Genomic DNA, 19,724 nt, shown 5'->3' on the forward strand with positions numbered 1-19,724 from the left:
CTGTTTCGCTATCTGAATGAATAAACCATGACGCAATCCTATAATGCCGATGATATAGAGGTACTCACCGGGCTTGAGCCTGTTCGCCGCCGCCCGGGGATGTACACTGACACCACTCGTCCTAACCATTTAGGACAGGAAGTCATTGATAACAGCGTGGATGAGGCGCTGGCAGGTCACGCTAAGCGCGTGGATGTCATCCTGCACGCCGACCAGTCGCTGGAAGTCATTGATGACGGGCGCGGGATGCCTGTTGATATCCATTCCGAAGAGAAGGTCCCGGCCATTGAGCTGATCCTTTGCCGTCTGCATGCGGGCGGTAAATTCTCGAATAAAAACTACCAATTCTCCGGCGGCCTCCACGGCGTAGGGATCTCTGTGGTTAACGCCCTTTCCAAACGCGTTGAAGTGACCGTCCGCCGCGACGCTCAGGTATACAGCATCGCTTTTGAAAACGGCGAGAAGGTGCAGGATCTGGAGGTGATTGGCACCTGCGGGAAGCGCAATACCGGGACCAGCGTGCATTTTTGGCCGGATGAAAGCTTCTTCGACAGCCCGCGCTTTTCCGTTTCACGCCTCAGCCATCTGCTGAAAGCGAAAGCGGTACTGTGCCCGGGGGTTGAGATTACCTTTACCGATAAGGTGAATAATACCGAGCAGCGCTGGTGCTACCAGGACGGCCTGAACGACTATCTGTGCGAAGCCGTAAATGGCCTGATTACCCTCCCGGAAGCGCCGTTTATCGGCAATTTTTCGGGCGACACCGAAGCCGTTGACTGGGCGCTGCTCTGGTTGCCGGAAGGCGGTGAGCTGCTGACGGAAAGCTACGTAAACCTGATCCCAACCATGCAGGGCGGTACTCATGTTAACGGCCTGCGTCAGGGGCTGCTCGATGCCATGCGTGAGTTCTGCGAATACCGCAATATTCTGCCGCGTGGCGTGAAGCTCTCTGCGGAAGATATTTGGGAACGCTGCGCCTATGTGCTGTCGGTCAAAATGCAGGATCCTCAGTTTGCTGGCCAGACGAAAGAACGTCTCTCCTCACGCCAGTGTGCGGCCTTTGTCTCCGGCGTAGTGAAGGATGCTTTCAGCCTGTGGCTGAACCAGAACGTACAGGCGGCAGAACAGCTGGCAGAGCTGGCTATTTCCAGCGCTCAGCGCCGCATGCGCGCCGCGAAGAAGGTTGTGCGTAAAAAGCTGACCAGCGGGCCAGCGCTGCCGGGTAAGCTGGCAGACTGTACTGCGCAGGATTTAAGCCGGACCGAACTATTCCTGGTGGAAGGGGACTCGGCGGGCGGCTCCGCGAAACAGGCTCGCGATCGCGAATATCAGGCGATCATGCCGCTGAAAGGGAAGATCCTGAACACATGGGAAGTTTCTTCTGACGAAGTACTGGCCTCGCAGGAAGTGCACGATATTTCTGTGGCGATCGGTATTGATCCAGACAGTGAAGATCTGAGCCAGTTGCGCTATGGCAAGGTCTGTATCCTTGCGGATGCGGACTCCGATGGTCTGCACATTGCCACGCTGCTGTGCGCGCTCTTTGTGCGCCACTTCCGGGCACTGGTGAAAGGTGGTCACGTTTACGTGGCGATGCCGCCGCTCTACCGCATCGATCTGGGTAAAGAGGTTTATTACGCGTTGGATGAAGAAGAAAAAGCCGGCGTGCTGGAACAGCTTAAGCGCAAGAAAGGCAAGCCAAACGTGCAGCGCTTTAAAGGGCTGGGCGAGATGAACCCGCTTCAGCTTCGCGAAACCACGCTTGATCCGAATACGCGCCGTCTGGTTCAACTGACCATCAGCGATGAAGACGACCAGCGCACGCTGGCGACAATGGATATGCTGTTGGCCAAAAAGCGTTCGGAAGATCGCCGCAACTGGCTGCAGGAAAAAGGCGACATGGCCGATATCGAGGGCTAAACGTTTTTCTCCAAAACGTAAAAGGGATGGCTCAGGCCATCCCTTTTTGCATTCTCAGGCGCCAGTTACTTCACGGCTTCTTCGAGAATGCGGATATGCACTTCCAGCACGTCGTCTTTCACGCGGGCGCTATGTTCTTTCATGTGGGCCGTCTCAAGATGGGCTTCCAGATGCGCAACGCTTTCCCATTTTTCCAGCATGAAGATGGAGTCCGGGGCGGTAGTCTGGAACGCGACCTGGGCGTTATGATCGACCAGCGGCGCGTAGCCGTGGCAGCCTTCTTCCTTCAGCACGGTTGGAATAATTTTCTCAAACGCTGCAATTACCGCCTGGCGATGGTGTGACCCAGGACGTGTACGAATTTCTGCAATCACTGTCAGCATGACTAACTCCTTATGTTATCCGGCAAACAGTTAAGCAAAAATACCAGCCAGATGCTTGCGATATTCTGCTACATAATGTGGCACGTCAGGTGCCTTGATGACGTCATTAGCGATAAAGGTTGGCAGCCCTTCCATGCCCAGAAACTGGTTAGCCTTGTGGAATGGAAGATAAACACCGTCTACGCCAACGCCATGGAAAAACTGATCTTTTTCGGTGAAAGCTTCTAAAGGTGCGTTCCAGGTCAGGGACATCATGTAGGTTTTGCCCTGAATCAGGCCGCCGGAACCATATTTTTTAGAGGCGTCTGAACGGGTACGGCCGTCGCTGGCATACAGCGAACCGTGGCCCTCGGTGAACACATCGTCAATGTACTTTTTGACCGTCCACGGGGCGCCCATCCACCAGCCCGGCATCTGCCAGATGATGCTGTCTGCCCAAAGGAATTTCTCAACTTCCGCTTTAACGTCATATTCGCTGTCTGCGCGGGTGACCTGGACATCATGCCCGAGGTCGCGCAAATAGCTTTCCGCGACTTCGGTCATGGTGTCATTAAGCTGGCCGTTGGAATGACCGAATTTTTTACCGCCGTTGATAATCAGGATGTTGCTCATTGTTAGCCCTTAAATAATTACGTTTGCCAATCATTATAATGAGAACCTTACTGTGAAAAAATGACCAGGATGTGCAAAGACTTTTGCTGCACGAGCAATAATCCGGCTGAAATTTCTCAGTTCCAACGGATGCGAACCCTAAAACCACCGCTTTCTGCGTTGCCGAAAGTTGCCCGCATACCGTGCAACGCCGCAATTCGACTTACGATTGACAACCCCAGCCCGCTGCCGGTTTTTAGCTGCCCTGGTGGGCGGAAGAAGCGTTCCCCCAAAGAGGCAAGATATTCAGGGTTCACGCCCGGTCCATTGTCGGTAACCTCAAGCTCATTCTCCTTAAGTACGACGTTCACAACGCTGCCTGCAGGGCTGTAGCGGACGGCGTTATCAATGATATTGCGCAACATCAACCCAAGCAGAAGTGGCTGAACGAGCTGGGTTACTGGTTTTTCCGGCATCTGCAGGTGGATATCAATATGCTCTCGCTGGGCCGCGTGCCAGGCTTCCATCACGCTTTCCTGAAGCAGAGTCTGCAGTGACACGTCCTGGACATCATTCAGTTCAGCCAGAGAGTCCAGCCGGGAAAGCGTCAGCAGCTGTTCAACAAGACGGGAGGCTCGGTCAATGCCCTGATGAAGCTGGTTCAGCGCTTGATCTCTGACTTGGGCATCATCTTCCGCCAGTTGAGCCACCTCTGCCTGTACCTTCAGGGCCGCAAGCGGGGTTCGGAGTTCGTGGGCGGCATCGGACGTAAAGCGCCTTTCACGCTGCATAAATGCTTCTGTACGCTCAAAGAGCTGATTTAAGGCATCCACAAGGGGCCTGACTTCCAGCGGGAGAGGCTGAGTCTCGAGTCTGCTGTTGTCACCGGGGGGGCGACGCTGTAGTTTTTGCGCCAGTTTTCGCAGCGGTGCCAGCTCTCTGCTGACTAACCCAATCAGCAGGATCAGCATCAGCGGCAGTGCTATTAACCAGGGCGTGAGCTGAGCGGACACGATATCCAGAGCCATATCGTTCCTGTAGTCCCACTCCTGACCGACCACGATACGATAACGACCATCAGGCGTTGTCAGCCAGACCAGACGCCAGAGATCGTCATCATCATCGAGTTGCCCATCAGTAAATCCGTCCCTATGCCATGAATAGATCAGTCCTTTACCGCTGTCGCCGTCATTGAGCACAAGCCTGCCCTCAGCGGTAAAAATGGCGAAGGCTAATGTGTCATCATCGAGCTTACCGCGATGTTTTTTCAGAATGTTTTTACTGCGAGGAAGCTGTGGCTCGGCGCTGTTTGCGCCATCGAAATCCAGCACGCTTAGCCGCTTAGCAAAAAGCAGTTGTTGGGTATCGAAGAGCTTGTTGAGCGATTTACGGGCTTCATACCAAGCGGCGGCACTGGCAAAGGCTGCTGCTGCAAGGGTCAGCACTATAAAGCCTACGGTCAGGCGTGTGCGTAAGCTTTTGGTCAACGTTCTTAGCATGCATCACCTAACGTATAGCCGATGCCGTGTACGGTGCGAATAAAACCGCTGCCCAGCTTTTTACGGAGATGATGGATGTGAACTTCAAGGGCGTTGCGCGAGACTTCATCGTCCCAGCTATAGATTTTTTCCTCGATCAGTGTACGTGGCAGAACACGCCCGACATTACGCATAAGCAACTCGAGTAAAGCGAATTCCTTAGGCTTTAGCTGTAGGGGCTCGCCGTTGAGAGATACCGTATGGTTTTCCGGAGAAAGTACGACATTTCCGTGGGTAATCTCTGGCTGCGCGTGGCCGTGTGCCCGGCGGATGAGTACCTGCAACCGCACTGCCACTTCTGTCAGGGCGAATGGTTTGCAAAGGTAGTCGTCCGCACCCAGCTGTAATCCTTCAATGCGCTCTTCCAGCGAGTCTCTGGCAGTCAGGATTAGTACGGGCTGACTGTGCCCCTCTTTACGCCAGGCGCGCAGAATATCCAGGCCATCCATGCCCGGGAGACTGAGATCCAACACTACGGCGTCGTAGGGGGCCAGGCCAAGTGCGGCTTGCCCCTTTGGCCCATCGCTAAACCAGTCAACTGCAAACCCCATTTTGATTAATCCGGCTTTAATGCCGTCACCAATTAGTGGGTCATCCTCAATAAGTAACAGGCGCATGGCGCACTCCTTGTTGCTGCCGTTAAGACGAGCAGTAAATACCTGTCGTCTTTGTGTGTACAGAAGAAAAGCCTGCTCCTTCGGCAAAGACCGCAAATTTGTAATAAAAAAACACTTCCTGCCGAGGGGTTAAGATCTCGTTAAGATTTGGGCGCTTTACTAGGGGCTAAGAAACGAAAGGAGAATTACATTATGAAAAAGACAGCCGCTTTATTTGCCATTATCGCTTTAACTTCAGCCCCTCTATTTGCTGCTCAGACCGGGGGGTTTGTTGACCCTAATGCCTCGGTACATACTCAGCCTATACAGCAGGGCGGCTTTGTGGGCCCAACGGGGAGTAAAACCACGGTAAAACAGGCCAAAACGTTATCTGATGACACTTGGGTGACGCTGACCGGTAAAATTGAGCAGCGCATTGGTGGTGAAGATTATATTTTCCGCGATGCAACCGACAGTATCAACGTAGACATTGACCATAAGCGTTGGAACGGCCAAACGGTCACCCCTCAGGACACCGTGGAAATTCAGGGTAAAGTGGATAAAGACTGGAACTCGATAGAAATCGACGTAAAGCAAATTAACAAACTGAAGTAACGCTGAAAATGCGGCTTGCCCATATGGGCTGCCGCTTCGTATAAAGCTATTCATCGCTATGACTCAACAGGCCAGATAAGGTACTATCGGCGGCAATTACGCCGATTGTGGCCACAATCGGTTCGTCAGTTTGAGGATGAATGAGCAATGAGTGATTTGACTCATGATGGTGCTGAGCGTCTTGCGCTGCACGAATTCACGGAAAATGCGTATCTCAACTATTCCATGTACGTCATCATGGACCGCGCTCTGCCGTTTATTGGCGACGGGCTCAAGCCGGTTCAGCGTCGAATCGTATATGCGATGTCGGAGCTGGGGCTAAACGCCAGCGCAAAATTCAAAAAGTCAGCCCGTACCGTGGGTGATGTGCTGGGTAAATACCATCCGCACGGCGACAGCGCCTGTTATGAAGCGATGGTGCTGATGGCGCAGCCGTTCTCTTACCGCTATCCGCTGGTGGACGGGCAGGGGAACTGGGGCGCGCCGGACGATCCTAAGTCCTTTGCTGCCATGCGTTATACCGAATCCCGCCTGTCGAAGTACGCGGAGCTGCTGCTCAGTGAGCTCGGGCAGGGAACGGTAGACTACATCCCGAACTTTGACGGAACGCTGCAGGAGCCAAAAATGCTGCCTGCGCGTTTACCGAACATCCTGCTTAACGGGACAACCGGCATTGCGGTAGGGATGGCAACAGACATTCCTCCGCATAACCTGCGCGAAGTCGCTCAGGCCGCCATAACGCTGATTGACCAGCCAAAAACGACGCTGGACAGCCTGCTGGATATCGTCAACGGTCCGGATTATCCGACCGAAGCGGAAATCATCACGCCGCGTGAAGATATTCGCAAAATCTACCAGAACGGGCGCGGCTCCATCCGCATGCGTGCGGTGTGGCGCAAAGAAGACGGCGACGTTGTGATTACCGCGCTGCCTCATCAGGTGTCAGGCGCTCGCGTGCTGGAGCAGATTGCCAGCCAGATGCGTGCGAAAAAGCTGCCAATGGTTGAAGACCTGCGCGACGAGTCGGATCATGAAAACCCGACCCGGCTGGTGATTGTGCCTCGTTCCAATCGCGTAGACGTTGAGCAGGTAATGAACCATCTGTTCGCGACCACCGATTTGGAAAAAAGCTATCGCGTTAACCTGAATATGATTGGCCTGGACGGTCGCCCGGCGGTGAAAAACCTGCTGGAGATCCTCAGCGAATGGCTGGTCTACCGTCGTGACACGGTGCGCCGCCGCCTGAACTACCGTCTGGAGAAAGTCCTTAAACGCCTGCATATCCTCGAAGGTTTGCTGGTAGCGTTCCTCAATATCGACGAAGTGATTCATATCATTCGTACCGAGGATGAGCCGAAGCCGGTGCTGATGTCTCGTTTTGATATCAGCGAAACGCAGGCCGAAGCGATCCTTGAGCTGAAGCTGCGTCACCTCGCCAAACTGGAAGAGATGAAGATCCGCGGCGAGCAGAACGAGCTGGAAAAAGAACGCGATCAGCTGCAGGGTATTCTCGCTTCAGAGCGCAAAATGAACACGCTGCTGAAAAAAGAGCTGCAGTCGGATGCCGATACCTACGGGGACGACCGTCGCTCTCCGCTGCACGAGCGCGGTGAAGCGAAGGCGATGAGCGAGCATGACATGGTGCCGTCTGAACCGGTGACGATTGTGCTGTCGCAAATGGGCTGGGTGCGCAGCGCCAAAGGCCACGATATTGACGCGCCGGGCCTGAGCTATAAAGCCGGTGACAGCTACCTTGGCTCAGCCAAAGGTAAGAGCAATCAACCGGTGGCGTTCATTGACTCCACAGGGCGAAGCTACGCGCTGGATCCTATCACGCTGCCGTCAGCACGTGGTCAGGGTGAGCCTCTGACCGGTAAGCTGACGCCACCGCCGGGTGCGACGGTTGACTATGTGCTGATGGCCGCAGACGATCAGAAGCTGCTGATGGCTTCGGACGCAGGCTATGGCTTCGTCTGTACCTTTAACGACGTTGTTTCACGCAACCGCGCAGGTAAAACGCTGATTTCCCTTCCGGATAACGCCCGCGTCCTCCCTCCGCTGGAAATTCACAGCGCAGACGACATGCTGTTGGCGATCACCGCCGCCGGGCGCATGCTGATGTTCCCGGTGAGTGACCTGCCGGAACTGTCGAAAGGCAAGGGTAATAAAATTATCTCTATCCCGGCAGCCGAAGCGGCGAAAGGTGAAGATAAGCTGGCACATCTGTTTATCCTGCCGCCGCAGAGTACGCTGACGCTGCACGTCGGGAAGCGTAAAATTAAGCTGCGCCCTGAAGAGTTGCAGAAAATTACCGGTGAGCGAGGCCGCCGCGGGACGCTGATGCGTGGCCTGCAGCGTATCGACCGCGTGGACGTCGATTCCCCAATGCGGGCTGGAGCTGGAGACAGCGAAGAATAATCCGGGGTACGGCGGCAGCGTTGCCGCCGTCCGGTGTGTTTTACGCTAAAGCCGATATACTTATCAACGGCTTCGGCTCATGAGGTAGTTATGCTAGCGATTGTACGTTTTATTATTGTCGTTATTTACTGCATCCTGGTATGCATCTTTGGTTCAATTTATTGTCTGTTTAGCCCGCGTAATCCGCGCCATGTGGCAACTTTTGGGCACCTTTTCGGGCGTCTGGCGCCGGTATTCGGTCTCAAGGTTGAAACCCGCTTACCTGCCGGGGCAGAAAACCATCCCACCGCGATTTACATCGGTAACCATCAAAACAACTACGATATGGTGACGGCTTCGAGTATCGTGCAGCCGCCGACGGTAACGGTTGGGAAAAAAAGCCTGGTGTGGATCCCGTTTTTTGGCCAGCTTTACTGGCTGACTGGCAACCTGTTGATTGACCGGGATAACCGGGCAAAAGCCCACGGTACTATCTCCCAAGTTGTCGAGCAGATTCGCAAACGTAATGTTTCTATCTGGATGTTCCCGGAAGGGACCCGCAGCCGTGGTCGAGGCCTGCTGCCGTTTAAAACCGGGGCGTTTCATGCCGCGATTGCCGCGGGCGTGCCGATTATTCCGGTGTGCGTTTCCAATACCAGTAATAAAATTAAGCTAAACCGTTGGAACAACGGGTTGGTCATCGTCGAAATGCTGCCGCCAATTGATACCAGCGCTTATGGGAAAGATCAGGTCCGTAAGCTGGCCACTGACTGTCGTGAACTGATGATGGCCAAAATCGACGAACTCAATCAAGAAGTTGCCGCGCGTGAAGCCGCCGGCAAAGTTGAAAAGAATCAGGCGAGTTAAATGCCGCCTTTGGCGGTACGGTTTGTATCGCCTTTCGTTATTCAGTTTTACATGGAGCAATTATGTCACTCAGTCGGCGTCAGTTTATTCAGGCATCCGGAGTTGCGCTATGTGCCGGCTCGGTGCCGCTGAGGGCAAACGCGGCAGGGCAGCAGCAGCCTTTACCTGTTCCCCCTCTGCTTGAATCTCGTCGCGGCCAGCCCTTATTCCTGACGCTGCAGCGCGCTCACTGGTCATTTACCGGCGGCGCTAAGGCGCCCGTTTGGGGCTTTAACGGGCGCTATATGGGGCCAACCATTCGCGTCTGGAGCGGGGATGACGTGAAGATGATCTACAGCAACCGTCTGCAGGAAAATGTTGCGATGACGATTGCTGGCCTGCAGGTGCCGGGGCCGCTGATTGGCGGGGCCGCACGTATGATGTCGCCGAACGTAGACTGGGCGCCCGTTTTACCCATTCGCCAGCGAGCCGCTACGCTGTGGTATCACGCCAACACGCCGAATCGCACCGCAAGGCAGGTTTACAACGGCCTCGCGGGGATGTGGTTAATTGAGGATGAAGTCAGCAAATCTCTGCCAATCCCTAACCATTACGGCGTGGATGACTTCCCGATTATCATCCAGGACAAGCGACTCGACAACTTCGGTGCGCCAGAGTATCAGGAGCCAGGCAGCGGCGGTTTTGTTGGCGATACGCTGCTGGTGAACGGGGTGCAAAGCCCGTACGTGGAAGTGTCCCGTGGTTGGGTGCGTCTGCGTTTGTTGAACGCCTCAAACTCGCGTCGCTACCAGCTGCAAATGAGCGATGGTCGCTCCATCGCGGTGATTTCCAGCGATCAGGGGTTCCTGCCGGCACCCGTTTCGGTCAAGCAGCTGTCGCTGGCCCCGGGAGAGCGGCGAGAAATTCTTATCGACATGACCGAAGGCAAAGAGGTCTCGATTACCGCCGGTGAAGCGGCGGGGATCATGGATCGCATTCGTGGTTTCTTTGAGCCCTCGAGCATTTTGATTTCCACGCTGGTGTTAACGCTGCGTCCTACCGGGCTGTTGCCGCTGGTGACCGACACGCTGCCAATGCGCCTTCTGCCGGAAGAGATTATCGGCGGTAACCCAACGCGCAGCCGTGAAATCACCCTCGGTGACGATCCTGGCATTAACGGCCAGCTGTGGGATATGAAGCGGATTGATATTCAGACTCAGCAGGGCACCTGGGAACGCTGGACGGTGCGCGCTGATACGCCGCAGTCTTTCCACATTGAGGGCGTTAGTTTCCTGGTGCGCAACGTCAACGGGGCTTCGCCGTTCGGGGAAGATCGCGGCTGGAAGGATACCGTGTGGATAGACGGGCAGGTTGAGCTGCTGGTCTACTTTGGGCAACCTTCCTGGGAGCATTTCCCGTTCCTCTACTCCAGCCAGACGCTGGAGCTTGCCGATCGCGGCTCCATCGGTCAGCTATTGGTTCAGCCCGCACCCTAGTTTTTACCCTCACCCTAACCCTCTCCCTACAAGGGAGAAGGGATAGCATGGGACTCTACGCAGAGTCTTTTTCCCCTCGCCCCTTTGGTGAGAGGGCCGGGTGAGGGGCGTAAAACACCGAATAACCCTTCAAAGATTACTGCTAATAGGCGTATAATCGCCGCCCTTTTGTTCATTTCTACATCATCTCTTCGGAAATATTATGAGCGTCAAAAGCCTGATCCAGCCGGAACGCGAACTCTTTTCATGGCCTCAATACTGGGCCGCCTGTTTTGGTCCGGCCCCGTTTTTACCCATGTCTCGAGCGGAGATGGACGAACTCGGCTGGGACAGCTGCGACATCATTCTGGTCACCGGCGATGCCTACGTGGATCACCCCAGCTTTGGGATGGCCATCTGTGGCCGTATGTTAGAGGCGCAGGGTTTCCGTGTCGGTATCATTGCTCAGCCGGACTGGTCTTCTAAACAGGACTTTATGCGCCTCGGCAAGCCGAACCTGTTCTTTGGCGTGACCGCCGGGAACATGGATTCGATGATTAACCGCTACACGGCGGACCGCAAGCTGCGCCACGACGATGCCTACACGCCGGATAACGTGGCAGGCAAGCGCCCCGATCGTGCTTCTCTGGTTTACACCCAGCGCTGCAAAGAAGCGTGGCGTGATGTGCCGGTGATCCTCGGTGGCATCGAGGCCAGCCTGCGCCGTACCGCGCATTATGATTACTGGTCTGATACCGTGCGCCGCTCGATTTTGGTTGATGCCAAAGCCGATATGCTGATCTTCGGCAATGGTGAACGTCCGCTGGTGGAAGTGGCGCATCGTCTGGCTAACGGAGAAGGGATCGCTGACATTTGCGACGTGCGTAATACCGCCATCATGCGCAAAGAAGCGATGCCCGGCTGGGCAGGCGTCGATTCCACCCGGCTTGATACGCCAGGAAAAATCGACCCCATTCCGCATCCTTACGGGGACGATCTCCCCTGTGCCGACGGCAATAAACCGAAGGACAAGAAGGCGGATGAAACCAAAGCGGTAACCGTGCAGCCGCCGCGACCAAAGCCGTGGGAAAAGACCTATGTTCTGCTGCCGTCCTTTGAGAAGGTGAAGGCCGATAAGGTGATGTATGCCCACGCTTCGCGGATCCTGCATCATGAAACTAACCCCGGTTGCGCCCGAGCGCTGATGCAAAAGCACGGCGATCGCTATATCTGGATCAACCCTCCGGCAATCCCGCTTTCTACCGAAGAGATGGATAGCGTGTTCGCGCTCCCCTACCAGCGTGTGCCTCATCCTTCCTACGGCAAGGCCCGCATTCCGGCCTATGAGATGATCCGCTTCTCGGTGAACATTATGCGCGGCTGCTTCGGCGGCTGCTCTTTCTGCTCCATCACCGAGCATGAAGGCCGCATTATTCAGAGCCGATCCGAAGATTCCATCATCAGCGAAATCGAAGCGATGCGCGACAGCGTGCCGGGCTTTACCGGCGTGGTGTCCGATCTCGGTGGCCCAACGGCCAATATGTATATGCTGCGCTGCAAGTCGCCGCGCGCGGAGCAAACCTGCCGTCGCCTGTCGTGCGTTTACCCGGAAATTTGCCAGCATATGGACACCAACCATCAGCCGACCATCGATCTCTACCGCCGTGCCCGCGATCTGCAGGGCGTGAAGAAGATCTTGATTGCCTCCGGCGTGCGTTACGATCTGGCGGTTGCCGATCCGCGTTACATCAAAGAGCTGGCCACTTACCACGTGGGCGGTTATCTCAAAATTGCCCCGGAGCATACCGAAGAAGGGCCGTTGTCGAAGATGATGAAGCCGGGGATGGGCAGCTATCATCGCTTTAAAGAGCTGTTCGATACCTATTCGAAGCAGGCTGGCAAAGAGCAGTATCTGATCCCATACTTTATCTCCGCGCACCCTGGGACGCGTGATGAGGACATGGTGAACCTGGCGCTGTGGCTGAAGCAGCATCGGTTCCGCCTCGATCAGGTTCAGAACTTTTATCCGTCGCCGCTGGCTAACTCCACCACCATGTATTACACGGGTAAAAATCCGCTGAGTAAGGTGAACTACAAAAGCGAGGATATCGTTGTGCCTCGCGGTGACCGCCAGCGCCGCCTTCATAAAGCTCTGCTGCGCTATCACGACCCGGCTAACTGGACGCTGATCCGTGAGGTGCTGGAGGCGATGGGGAAAAAGCACCTGATTGGCGGCAGACGTGAATGCCTGGTGCCTGCCCCGACCCTGGAAGAGATACGTGAGGCCCGCAGGCATGCTCGTCACGCCCGCCCGGCGCTGACGAAACATACCCCGCTTGCGCACCAGCGCCGTCCGGCAGCAGCAGGAAAGAGGAAGCCGCATGTGAAGTAACCCGTGCTTTCATGCCGCTGTCATTTTTTTCTGCGACAAAGAGAAGTGGGAATCCCTGCCCGTCGGGTCTGGTGCTAAGCTGCCCGGCGGCCTCTTTGCTGAAATGAGAAATGAACATGTCTAACCCGCTGTACGTTTTTGACCTCGACCACACCCTGATTGACGCCGATTGCAGCACTCTCTGGAGCCGCTTCCTTTCTCGCGAAGGGCTGATCAAAGACCCTGATTATCTGGCCAAAGAGCACAAGCTGATGCTCGACTACCAGCGTGGCGAAATGAACATTCACGAATACGTTGGCGTCACGCTGGCCCCGCTGGCCGGCATGACAGTTGCCGATATCGATACGCTGGTGGCTCGCTGCGTAGAAAATGATGTACTGCCGCTGGTTTACCCGGAGGCGAAGCGCCTGATTGAGCAATTACACGCTCAGGGCCAGCAGATGATGATCATCTCTGCGTCGGTCAGCCTGCTGGTGAAGGCCATTGCGCCGCGGCTGGGCATTGAACACGCCATCGGTATCGACCTGGTGACCGGCAATAACGCCTACACCAGCGTGATAAGCGGCGTGCCGAGCTATCAGGCAGGTAAAATTACCCGTCTGAAGGAGTGGCTGACGGTGAACCCCGAATACAGCGGAGAACTGACGTTTTATACCGACTCTATTAACGACCTACCGCTCTGCCTTGAGGCCGATAAAGTGCTGATGGTAAATCCTTGCCAGAAGCTTGCGGCGCAGGGCGCTCGCTACGGCTGGCAAACGCTGAGCTGGTCTTTATAGCGAAACCGGGGCATGGTGAAAACCGTGCCCCGTTTAGGCGTTATTGCGGAGAATACAGCGGCACCGGCTTCCCGGTGATATAGCGGCGGCGCAGCCAGGCAGAAATAGCATCCATCGCCATTACCACGCAGACCAGAATCAGGGTGATAAACATCACCACGTCCCAGTTCCACAGCCGCATGTTCTCGGCATAAACCAGGCCGACACCGCCCGCGCCGACAAAACCCAGCACCGCCGCTGAACGGGTGTTGGACTCAATCTGGTACAGGCTGAGGGAGAGAAACGCCGGGAACGACTGGGTGAAGATCCCGAAGCGGTGCTTCTGAATGCCTGCCGCGCCCACGGCGGTTAATCCCCGGCTCGGAGAGCGTTCTACCGCTTCGTGCCCCTCGGCATACAGCCTGCCCAGTAAGCCGGTATCCTGCATGATAATTGCCAGTACGCCAGCCAGCGGGCCAAGCCCCACGGCGCGCACAAATATTAGCCCCCAGATTGCCATATCCACGCCGCGCAGCAGGTCGAACAGGCGGCGCACCAGCAGCGCAATGACCCTTGCCACCGGGCCCTGCATGATATTGCGGGCGGCAAAGAACGACAGCAGCAGCGCCAGCACAGTGGCGGTTAGCGTCCCGGCAAAGACAATGGCGAGCGTAATAGCGATTTGCGAGAAGTAATAGGCGAACGGCCAGTTAACAAAGTCATGCCAGACAAACATACGCAGGAAATAGCGCCCGAGCTGAGCGATGCCGGTCAGGATTTGCCCGGAGTCGATGCCGAAAGTGAAGAAAAACCAGACGTAGTAGCCGAGGATGGCGGCGGCCAGCAGGCCGATGTGACGCAGATAGCGTCCCTGCATCCGGTAAAGTTCGCGGTGCTGCTCGCGGCTTTTAGCGATATCCGGTGTTGCCTGTGAAATGCTCATTTTTTCCCCTCCAGAACCCAGCGGCGCAGCCTGCCGGACAGGACATCGAGGATGGAAACCACCACGATAATCAGCAGCAGCGTGATGCTGACCTGGTCGTAGCGGTCGAGTTTAATGTTGGTCATCAGCTCCTGGCCGATCCCGCCCGCGCCAACGAGGCCGAGAATGGTGGAGGAACGGAAGTTAATTTCAAAGCGCATAAAGCTGTAGGACAGGAAGATCGGTTTCACCTGCGGCCACAGAGCGAAGCGCACGCGCTGAAGTGGCGTGGCACCGCAGGCCACCAGGCCGCGCACAGGTTTGTCGGACGCGCTTTCGATGGCTTCGTAAAACAGCTTGGTCAGGCTGCCAATGGTGTGCAGGGCCAGCGCCAGAAACCCCGGAATAGCGCCGATACCAAAGGCCATCACGAACATCACCGCCCATGCCAGCTCCGGCATGGTTCTCAGGAAGGCAACTGAAGCACGAACGCCGAAGCGCACGGCGGGCGGTGTCCAGGTATTACCGGCGGCCAAAAATGCCAGCACAGCGGCAATGCAGGTCGAAATCAGCGTCGACGCCAGCGCCAGCTGCAGCGTTTCCCAAATCAGCGGCAGCTGAATCGGCAGGCGGTATCCCCAGTAGGCCAGCGAGCCTTTGGTGTGGACGTCGGCCAGCAGAACCGGGAGGTGCAGCGTCGGCAGGGTTTCGAACATGTAGTCGAGGAAGTTTGGCAGCGATTGCCAGATGGTGGTCAGGCTGAACTCTGCGATATGACCGGCGGTAAGATACAGGCCTACCAGCAGCAGGGACCAAATCAGGGTGTCGCGCTTCTGGCGCATTCTGACCTGGTGATAGTAACGCTCAAATTCCGTATTCAACATCATCACTTATTATCCGGTTTGTTTCCGGTGACGGGTTGCCCCGTCCTGATAAAAAAGCACCCAGGCAGGCTGCCGGGGTGCGATTTTTATGCGGTGGGCATCAATTAGCGGGCGCTAACCAGCTCACGCTTCATGTCGATGATCTGCTGGAAGTCAGCCACAGATGCCGGGCCAATGTGCTGGGTGCCGCCCATTGCCTTCACGAAGCAACCGTGATCTTCTTTATCAAGCTTCTTCACTGCATCCACCACTTTGGCCTTGAAGTCAGCTGGCAGCTTGTTGCTGACCAGGATTGGGCCGTTAGGGATCAGCGGGGAAGTCCAGATGATGCGGATCTGCTTCATCAGGTCAGGGTGATCCATACGGATCAGGCGGTTAAACGCCCCGGCGGTGTAGCCGTCGTTATAGTCGCCAACCATGGAAGCCCAGGTCACCGCGCCAGCAAACTGGCCGTTCAGCACGCCCAGGATGTCCTGTTCGTGGCCGCCGGAGAAGGTGACGCTGGAGAAGAAGTTGTTGTATTTGTTGTCCGCGGTGCCGCCGAGTTTCTGTTTGAACTCGTGGTTCGGGATCAGATAGCCAGAGGTGGAGTCCGGATCCGCGAAGCCGAAGGATTTGCCTTTCAGATCTTCGATGGTTTTGTACGGACTGTCGGCTTTCACGATCACTACGGAGTGGTAGCCGCGGGACTGATCTTTATCGTCAACCGCGATGCCGACGATATCCACCGCTTTCGGGTCGTTCATGTACACCGAAGCGTAGGAAGAAGGAGACATGCTCAGCACCAGGTCGACTTTACCGCCGATCAGGCCCTGAATAACACCAGAGTAGTCAGAAGAGTTACGCAGTTTAGTGTCGACATTCAGTTCTTTATCCATGAACTGCTTCACACACTGGTTATCACCAATTTGCTGGGTCGCATTCTGCCCGCCGAGGATCCCGAGGTTCAGTTCGCGCGGCTGGTCAGCAGCCATAGCGTGGCCTGCAATCACAAGGCCAGTAATCACTGCGGATAAACGTAATGCGCCAGTCAGTTGCTTTTTCATTATCATTGCCTGTGTTGTATCAATTGGAGAGAGAATTAATGCACTTGATTGATTTCATCGCCGTACAAGAGATGCAGCACGTCGTCCGTTAACATCGACGGATGACCGTCAAACACGATATTTCCTTTTGCAACCCCGATAACGCGGGTGCAGTACTCTTTCACCAGCTCGATGGAATGCAGGTTCACCATCACGCTGATGCCTTGCTCACACACTTCACGCAGCACTTTCATGATGCGTTGGGTATTTTTCGGGTCGAGTGAAGCCACTGGCTCATCGGCCAGCAGAATGCTTGGGTTTTGCATCAGCGCGCGGCAAATAGCGACGTGCTGCATCTGGCCGCCGGAAAGGTTCTCGGCGCGCTGCAGGGCGTGGGGCAGCATGTTCATCCACTCCAGAAGCGAAATAGCGCGGGCGCGGTCTGCTTCAGGGAAAACCTTAAACAGGGATTTCAGCGTGGAGGTCTGGCTCAGGCGACCCAGCAGGACGTTAGTCAGCACGTCCAGTCTTGGCACCAGGCAGAAGTCCTGGAAGATCATGCCGCATTCGGTGCGCCACTGGTTCAGGGCGCGACCGCTGAGTTTAGACACATCGTGCGGCATCCCGACTTCCGGAAAGCTGAGGATCTCGCCCGACGTGGCAGAATGCGTACCGTTAAGAATATGCAGCAGCGTAGATTTACCTGCGCCTGAACGGCCAATCACGCCCACCAGTTCACCGGCATGCAGGTCGAAGTTAATGTCGTGCAGCACGGTCTGGTGTGCGTTATAGGCCTTACTCAGACTCTTAACGCTCAGGACTTTACGCCCCGGCGCGGGCGCAAACTGCGGCAGCGACTCCAGGTCAGAGTTGGTAACTACGGCAAGGGATCTGTTCATAACCATTCCAAATGAGTTAGCGAAGCTGGCCCTATTTATCGTGGTGTTGTGTGACTTTTTGATTACGGCTAAAAGAACAAATAATGAACGCCGTGAAAATTCACGCGACGATCAAACAGATGTGTTACACGTAGAAAGCGCTGGAGCAGGGGGTGTGCGGGAAATAAAAAACCACCCTGCGGGTGAAGGCGAAGGTGGTTTTGGGGACGAAAAGAGAAGCCGGATTTAGCCGACAAACACGTCCGGGTCTGGCCCAAGGCGTTTGCCGCTGTCGAGCTTCGCAATTTCAGCCAGTTCTTCTTTGTCCAGGCGGAAGTCGAACACGTCAAAGTTTTCAGCAATACGGGCAGGCGTGACCGATTTAGGGATAACCACCAGCCCGCTATCGAGGTGCCAGCGAATCACCACCTGAGCCGGGGTTTTACCGTATTTGTCCGCTAAATCACGAATGATTTTCTGATCAAACACGCCTTCACCGCCCTGGGCCAGCGGGCTCCAGGACTCGGTCTGGATTTTGTGGGTCGCGTTCCAGGCGTGGAGCTGGCGCTGTTGCAGCAGAGGGTGCAGCTCAATCTGGTTGATCACCGGGCTAACGCCGGTTTCGTCGATCAGCCGCTGGAGATGATTAAGATTGAAGTTACACACCCCAATACTCTTCGCCAGTCCCTCTTTTTGCAGCTCAATCAGCCCTTTCCAGGCTTCGAGATAATGATCTTTACTCGGCACCGGCCAGTGCAGCAGGTAGAGATCGACATAATCAAGCTGCAGTTTTTCAAGGCTGTCTTCCAGCGCCTGGCGGGGCCGCTGCTGGTCGCTGTTCCAGAGCTTGGTGGTAATAAACAGATCGTCACGCGCAATGCCTGCGCTTTTCAGCGCGGCACCTACGCCGTCCTCGTTTTTGTAGGCGGCGGCGGTATCAATGGAGCGGTATCCCACTTCCAGGGCTTTCTCAATGGCCGTTCTGACCTGGTCGTTGCTGGCCTGCCAGACACCGAGCCCAAGCTGCGGCATTACGTTGCCATCCTGGAGCTTGATTAAGGTTGGATGAGTCATGCGTACCTCCTTAATAGTGCGAAAAACACCGGGCAAGCCCGGTGTAAGTTTTGTATTAAGTCTAGTCGAAACTCAGGCGATCAAATCGCTAACCTGGATTCTCTTAGCGCGCGGCTTCGTAAATGCGGCGGCTAACGTCCAGCGTAATGTCCTGATGTTCGCCCAGCTTAGTCATGCCTTTTTCTTCCAGTTTCACCAGCAGAGCAGGGATGGAGCTGCCGTCCAGGCCGTAGGCGGACAGGCGAGTCGCGGTGCCCATTTTCTCGAAGAAATTGCGGGTTGCTTCGATGGCCGCATCAATACGCTCTTCTTCGCTGCCGGAGGTGATGTTCCAGACGCGTTCTGCGTATTGCAGCAGTTTGGCGTGCTTCTCGTTACGCTTTTCATTCATCAGCGAAGGCAGAACCACCGCCAGCGTTTGAGCGTGATCCAGGCCGTGCATCGCGGTCAGTTCGTGGCCCAGCATGTGGGTCGCCCAGTCCTGCGGCACGCCAGCCCCGATCAGGCCGTTCAGCGCCATTGTTGCAGCCCACATCACGTTCGCACGCACGTCATAGTTTTCAGGATCTTTCAGCGCTTTCGGGCCGTCTTCGATCAGCGTCAGCAGAATGCCTTCCGCAAAACGATCCTGCACTTTGGCGTTGACCGGGTAGGTCAGGTACTGCTCGATGGTGTGAACAAAGGCATCCACCACGCCGTTAGCAACCTGTTTAGGCGGCAGGGTGTAGGTGTAAACCGGATCCAGAACCGCAAAGACAGGCTGCACGAAGTCAGACATGAACGCCTGTTTGTCGCCGGTAGAGCGGCGGGAAACCACTGCGCCTTTGTTAGATTCGGAGCCGGTGGCCGGCAGCGTCAGCACGGAACCCATTGGGATCGCACTTTTCACGTCGCTACCGCGGGTCAGCAGAATGTTCCACGGATCGATATCCTGCGGATAGTGCGCCGCAGCGGCGATAAATTTAGTGCCGTCGAGCACGGAGCCACCGCCGACTGCCAGCAGGAAAGTCACGTTTTCTTTACGCGCAATCTCTACGGCTTTCATCAGCGTTTCGTAAGACGGGTTAGGTTCGATGCCGCCAAACTCCAGCACGTCGAGGCCTTTCAGCGCGTCTTTAACCTGGTCCAGTACGCCAGTTTTAATCACGCTGCCGCCGCCGTAGGTAATCAGTACGCGAGCGTCGGCTGGGATCTGGTCACGCAGTTCTGCCAGGGAGCCTTTACCAAACAGGATGCGGGTTGGGGTATGAAGATTGAAGTTATTCATGATGGGTTTCCCGTTCGTTAGATGAGTCACATTGCTAAATCTGATGGCGCTTATTGTGGTCCGCCACGCTGCCTCTCTCAATGCATATTCCTGCCTTTATCTTGCCTGTTTCTCCAAATGACTGGAGAAATCGCAGAATCCATCGCACACTGTAAGCCGGATA

General features: G+C 55.6%; 17 protein-coding genes. 7 read left to right on the forward strand and 10 right to left on the reverse strand.

Features of this window, described 5'->3' with window-relative positions:
* Positions 1–27 precede the first annotated feature (27 nt).
* Positions 28–1,920 carry a DNA topoisomerase IV subunit B gene (gene parE, locus AAIE03_RS22580; protein WP_008460924.1) on the forward strand — a complete coding sequence of 631 codons (1,893 nt, stop codon included), beginning with the start codon at positions 28–30 and terminating at the stop codon, positions 1,918–1,920.
* A gap of 65 nt (positions 1,921–1,985) precedes the next feature.
* Here parE and AAIE03_RS22585 read toward each other — a convergent pair whose 3' ends face one another.
* From AAIE03_RS22585 to qseB, 4 genes are all read right to left on the reverse strand, one after another.
* Complete coding sequence (locus AAIE03_RS22585) at positions 1,986–2,303, reverse strand: putative quinol monooxygenase (protein WP_008460925.1); 318 nt, start codon at positions 2,301–2,303, stop codon at positions 1,986–1,988.
* A 30-nt stretch (positions 2,304–2,333) separates the two neighbouring features.
* A complete protein-coding gene (locus AAIE03_RS22590; protein ID WP_039297985.1) occupies positions 2,334–2,915 on the reverse strand; it encodes an NAD(P)H-dependent oxidoreductase in 582 nt (193 codons plus the stop codon).
* Positions 2,916–3,031: 116 nt separating this feature from the next.
* Complete coding sequence (qseC, locus tag AAIE03_RS22595; RefSeq protein WP_336708669.1) at positions 3,032–4,393, reverse strand: quorum sensing histidine kinase QseC; 1,362 nt, start codon at positions 4,391–4,393, stop codon at positions 3,032–3,034.
* Positions 4,387–5,049 carry a quorum sensing response regulator transcription factor QseB gene (gene qseB / locus AAIE03_RS22600; protein ID WP_336708671.1) on the reverse strand — a complete coding sequence of 221 codons (663 nt, stop codon included), beginning with the start codon at positions 5,047–5,049 and terminating at the stop codon, positions 4,387–4,389. Before qseB ends, qseC begins: the two co-directional genes overlap by 7 nt.
* A gap of 192 nt (positions 5,050–5,241) precedes the next feature.
* On the opposite strand from qseB, the gene AAIE03_RS22605 reads away from it, so the two are divergent.
* The 6 genes from AAIE03_RS22605 (at position 5,242) to AAIE03_RS22630 (ending at position 13,532) form a co-directional block, all read left to right on the forward strand.
* Entirely contained in the window at positions 5,242–5,643 is a 402-nt protein-coding gene (locus AAIE03_RS22605) for a YgiW/YdeI family stress tolerance OB fold protein (RefSeq protein WP_336708672.1), read from the forward strand.
* A 147-nt stretch (positions 5,644–5,790) separates the two neighbouring features.
* Positions 5,791–8,061 carry a DNA topoisomerase IV subunit A gene (gene parC / locus AAIE03_RS22610; RefSeq protein WP_336708673.1) on the forward strand — a complete coding sequence of 757 codons (2,271 nt, stop codon included), beginning with the start codon at positions 5,791–5,793 and terminating at the stop codon, positions 8,059–8,061.
* A 90-nt stretch (positions 8,062–8,151) separates the two neighbouring features.
* A complete protein-coding gene (locus AAIE03_RS22615; protein ID WP_008460931.1) occupies positions 8,152–8,907 on the forward strand; it encodes a 1-acylglycerol-3-phosphate O-acyltransferase in 756 nt (251 codons plus the stop codon).
* Positions 8,908–8,969: 62 nt separating this feature from the next.
* Positions 8,970–10,382 carry a cell division protein FtsP gene (gene ftsP / locus AAIE03_RS22620; RefSeq protein ID WP_039297975.1) on the forward strand — a complete coding sequence of 471 codons (1,413 nt, stop codon included), beginning with the start codon at positions 8,970–8,972 and terminating at the stop codon, positions 10,380–10,382.
* A gap of 202 nt (positions 10,383–10,584) precedes the next feature.
* Positions 10,585–12,753: a YgiQ family radical SAM protein gene (locus tag AAIE03_RS22625; protein WP_336708675.1), complete on the forward strand. Its 2,169-nt coding sequence runs from the start codon at positions 10,585–10,587 to the stop codon at positions 12,751–12,753.
* A 116-nt stretch (positions 12,754–12,869) separates the two neighbouring features.
* Complete coding sequence (locus AAIE03_RS22630; protein ID WP_336708677.1) at positions 12,870–13,532, forward strand: HAD family hydrolase; 663 nt, start codon at positions 12,870–12,872, stop codon at positions 13,530–13,532.
* Positions 13,533–13,572: 40 nt separating this feature from the next.
* Here AAIE03_RS22630 and phnE (AAIE03_RS22635) read toward each other — a convergent pair whose 3' ends face one another.
* The 6 genes from phnE (AAIE03_RS22635) to yqhD form a co-directional block, all read right to left on the reverse strand.
* Entirely contained in the window at positions 13,573–14,454 is an 882-nt protein-coding gene (gene phnE, locus AAIE03_RS22635; protein ID WP_008460938.1) for a phosphonate ABC transporter, permease protein PhnE, read from the reverse strand.
* Complete coding sequence (gene phnE / locus AAIE03_RS22640) at positions 14,451–15,320, reverse strand: phosphonate ABC transporter, permease protein PhnE (protein ID WP_034810028.1); 870 nt, start codon at positions 15,318–15,320, stop codon at positions 14,451–14,453. The genes phnE (AAIE03_RS22635) and phnE (AAIE03_RS22640) overlap by 4 nt, the downstream gene beginning before the upstream one ends.
* Positions 15,321–15,421: 101 nt before the next feature.
* Complete coding sequence (gene phnD / locus AAIE03_RS22645; RefSeq protein WP_008460942.1) at positions 15,422–16,363, reverse strand: phosphonate ABC transporter substrate-binding protein; 942 nt, start codon at positions 16,361–16,363, stop codon at positions 15,422–15,424.
* Between the two features lie 35 nt (positions 16,364–16,398).
* Positions 16,399–17,241: a phosphonate ABC transporter ATP-binding protein gene (phnC, locus tag AAIE03_RS22650; RefSeq protein WP_498563239.1), complete on the reverse strand. Its 843-nt coding sequence runs from the start codon at positions 17,239–17,241 to the stop codon at positions 16,399–16,401.
* Between the two features lie 225 nt (positions 17,242–17,466).
* The gene (gene dkgA, locus AAIE03_RS22655; RefSeq protein WP_008460946.1) at positions 17,467–18,294 is read right to left on the reverse strand and encodes a 2,5-didehydrogluconate reductase DkgA; all 828 of its coding nucleotides are present in this window, start codon (positions 18,292–18,294) and stop codon (positions 17,467–17,469) included.
* A gap of 103 nt (positions 18,295–18,397) precedes the next feature.
* Complete coding sequence (gene yqhD / locus AAIE03_RS22660) at positions 18,398–19,561, reverse strand: alcohol dehydrogenase (protein ID WP_166995200.1); 1,164 nt, start codon at positions 19,559–19,561, stop codon at positions 18,398–18,400.
* Between the last annotated feature and the right edge of the window lie 163 nt (positions 19,562–19,724).

It is taken from the genome of Pantoea sp. Ae19-2, assembly GCF_059801205.1.

Coding starts and splice junctions, on each gene's coding strand:
- parE (WP_008460924.1), top strand. CDS start 28: ATGACGCAATCCTATAATGCCGATGATATAGAGGTACTCACCGGGCTT.
- AAIE03_RS22585 (WP_008460925.1), bottom strand. CDS start 2,303: ATGCTGACAGTGATTGCAGAAATTCGTACACGTCCTGGGTCACACCAT.
- AAIE03_RS22590 (WP_039297985.1), bottom strand. CDS start 2,915: ATGAGCAACATCCTGATTATCAACGGCGGTAAAAAATTCGGTCATTCC.
- qseC (WP_336708669.1), bottom strand. CDS start 4,393: ATGCTAAGAACGTTGACCAAAAGCTTACGCACACGCCTGACCGTAGGC.
- qseB (WP_336708671.1), bottom strand. CDS start 5,049: ATGCGCCTGTTACTTATTGAGGATGACCCACTAATTGGTGACGGCATT.
- AAIE03_RS22605 (WP_336708672.1), top strand. CDS start 5,242: ATGAAAAAGACAGCCGCTTTATTTGCCATTATCGCTTTAACTTCAGCC.
- parC (WP_336708673.1), top strand. CDS start 5,791: ATGAGTGATTTGACTCATGATGGTGCTGAGCGTCTTGCGCTGCACGAA.
- AAIE03_RS22615 (WP_008460931.1), top strand. CDS start 8,152: ATGCTAGCGATTGTACGTTTTATTATTGTCGTTATTTACTGCATCCTG.
- ftsP (WP_039297975.1), top strand. CDS start 8,970: ATGTCACTCAGTCGGCGTCAGTTTATTCAGGCATCCGGAGTTGCGCTA.
- AAIE03_RS22625 (WP_336708675.1), top strand. CDS start 10,585: ATGAGCGTCAAAAGCCTGATCCAGCCGGAACGCGAACTCTTTTCATGG.
- AAIE03_RS22630 (WP_336708677.1), top strand. CDS start 12,870: ATGTCTAACCCGCTGTACGTTTTTGACCTCGACCACACCCTGATTGAC.
- phnE (WP_008460938.1), bottom strand. CDS start 14,454: ATGAGCATTTCACAGGCAACACCGGATATCGCTAAAAGCCGCGAGCAG.
- phnE (WP_034810028.1), bottom strand. CDS start 15,320: ATGATGTTGAATACGGAATTTGAGCGTTACTATCACCAGGTCAGAATG.
- phnD (WP_008460942.1), bottom strand. CDS start 16,363: ATGAAAAAGCAACTGACTGGCGCATTACGTTTATCCGCAGTGATTACT.
- phnC (WP_498563239.1), bottom strand. CDS start 17,241: ATGAACAGATCCCTTGCCGTAGTTACCAACTCTGACCTGGAGTCGCTG.
- dkgA (WP_008460946.1), bottom strand. CDS start 18,294: ATGACTCATCCAACCTTAATCAAGCTCCAGGATGGCAACGTAATGCCG.
- yqhD (WP_166995200.1), bottom strand. CDS start 19,561: ATGAATAACTTCAATCTTCATACCCCAACCCGCATCCTGTTTGGTAAA.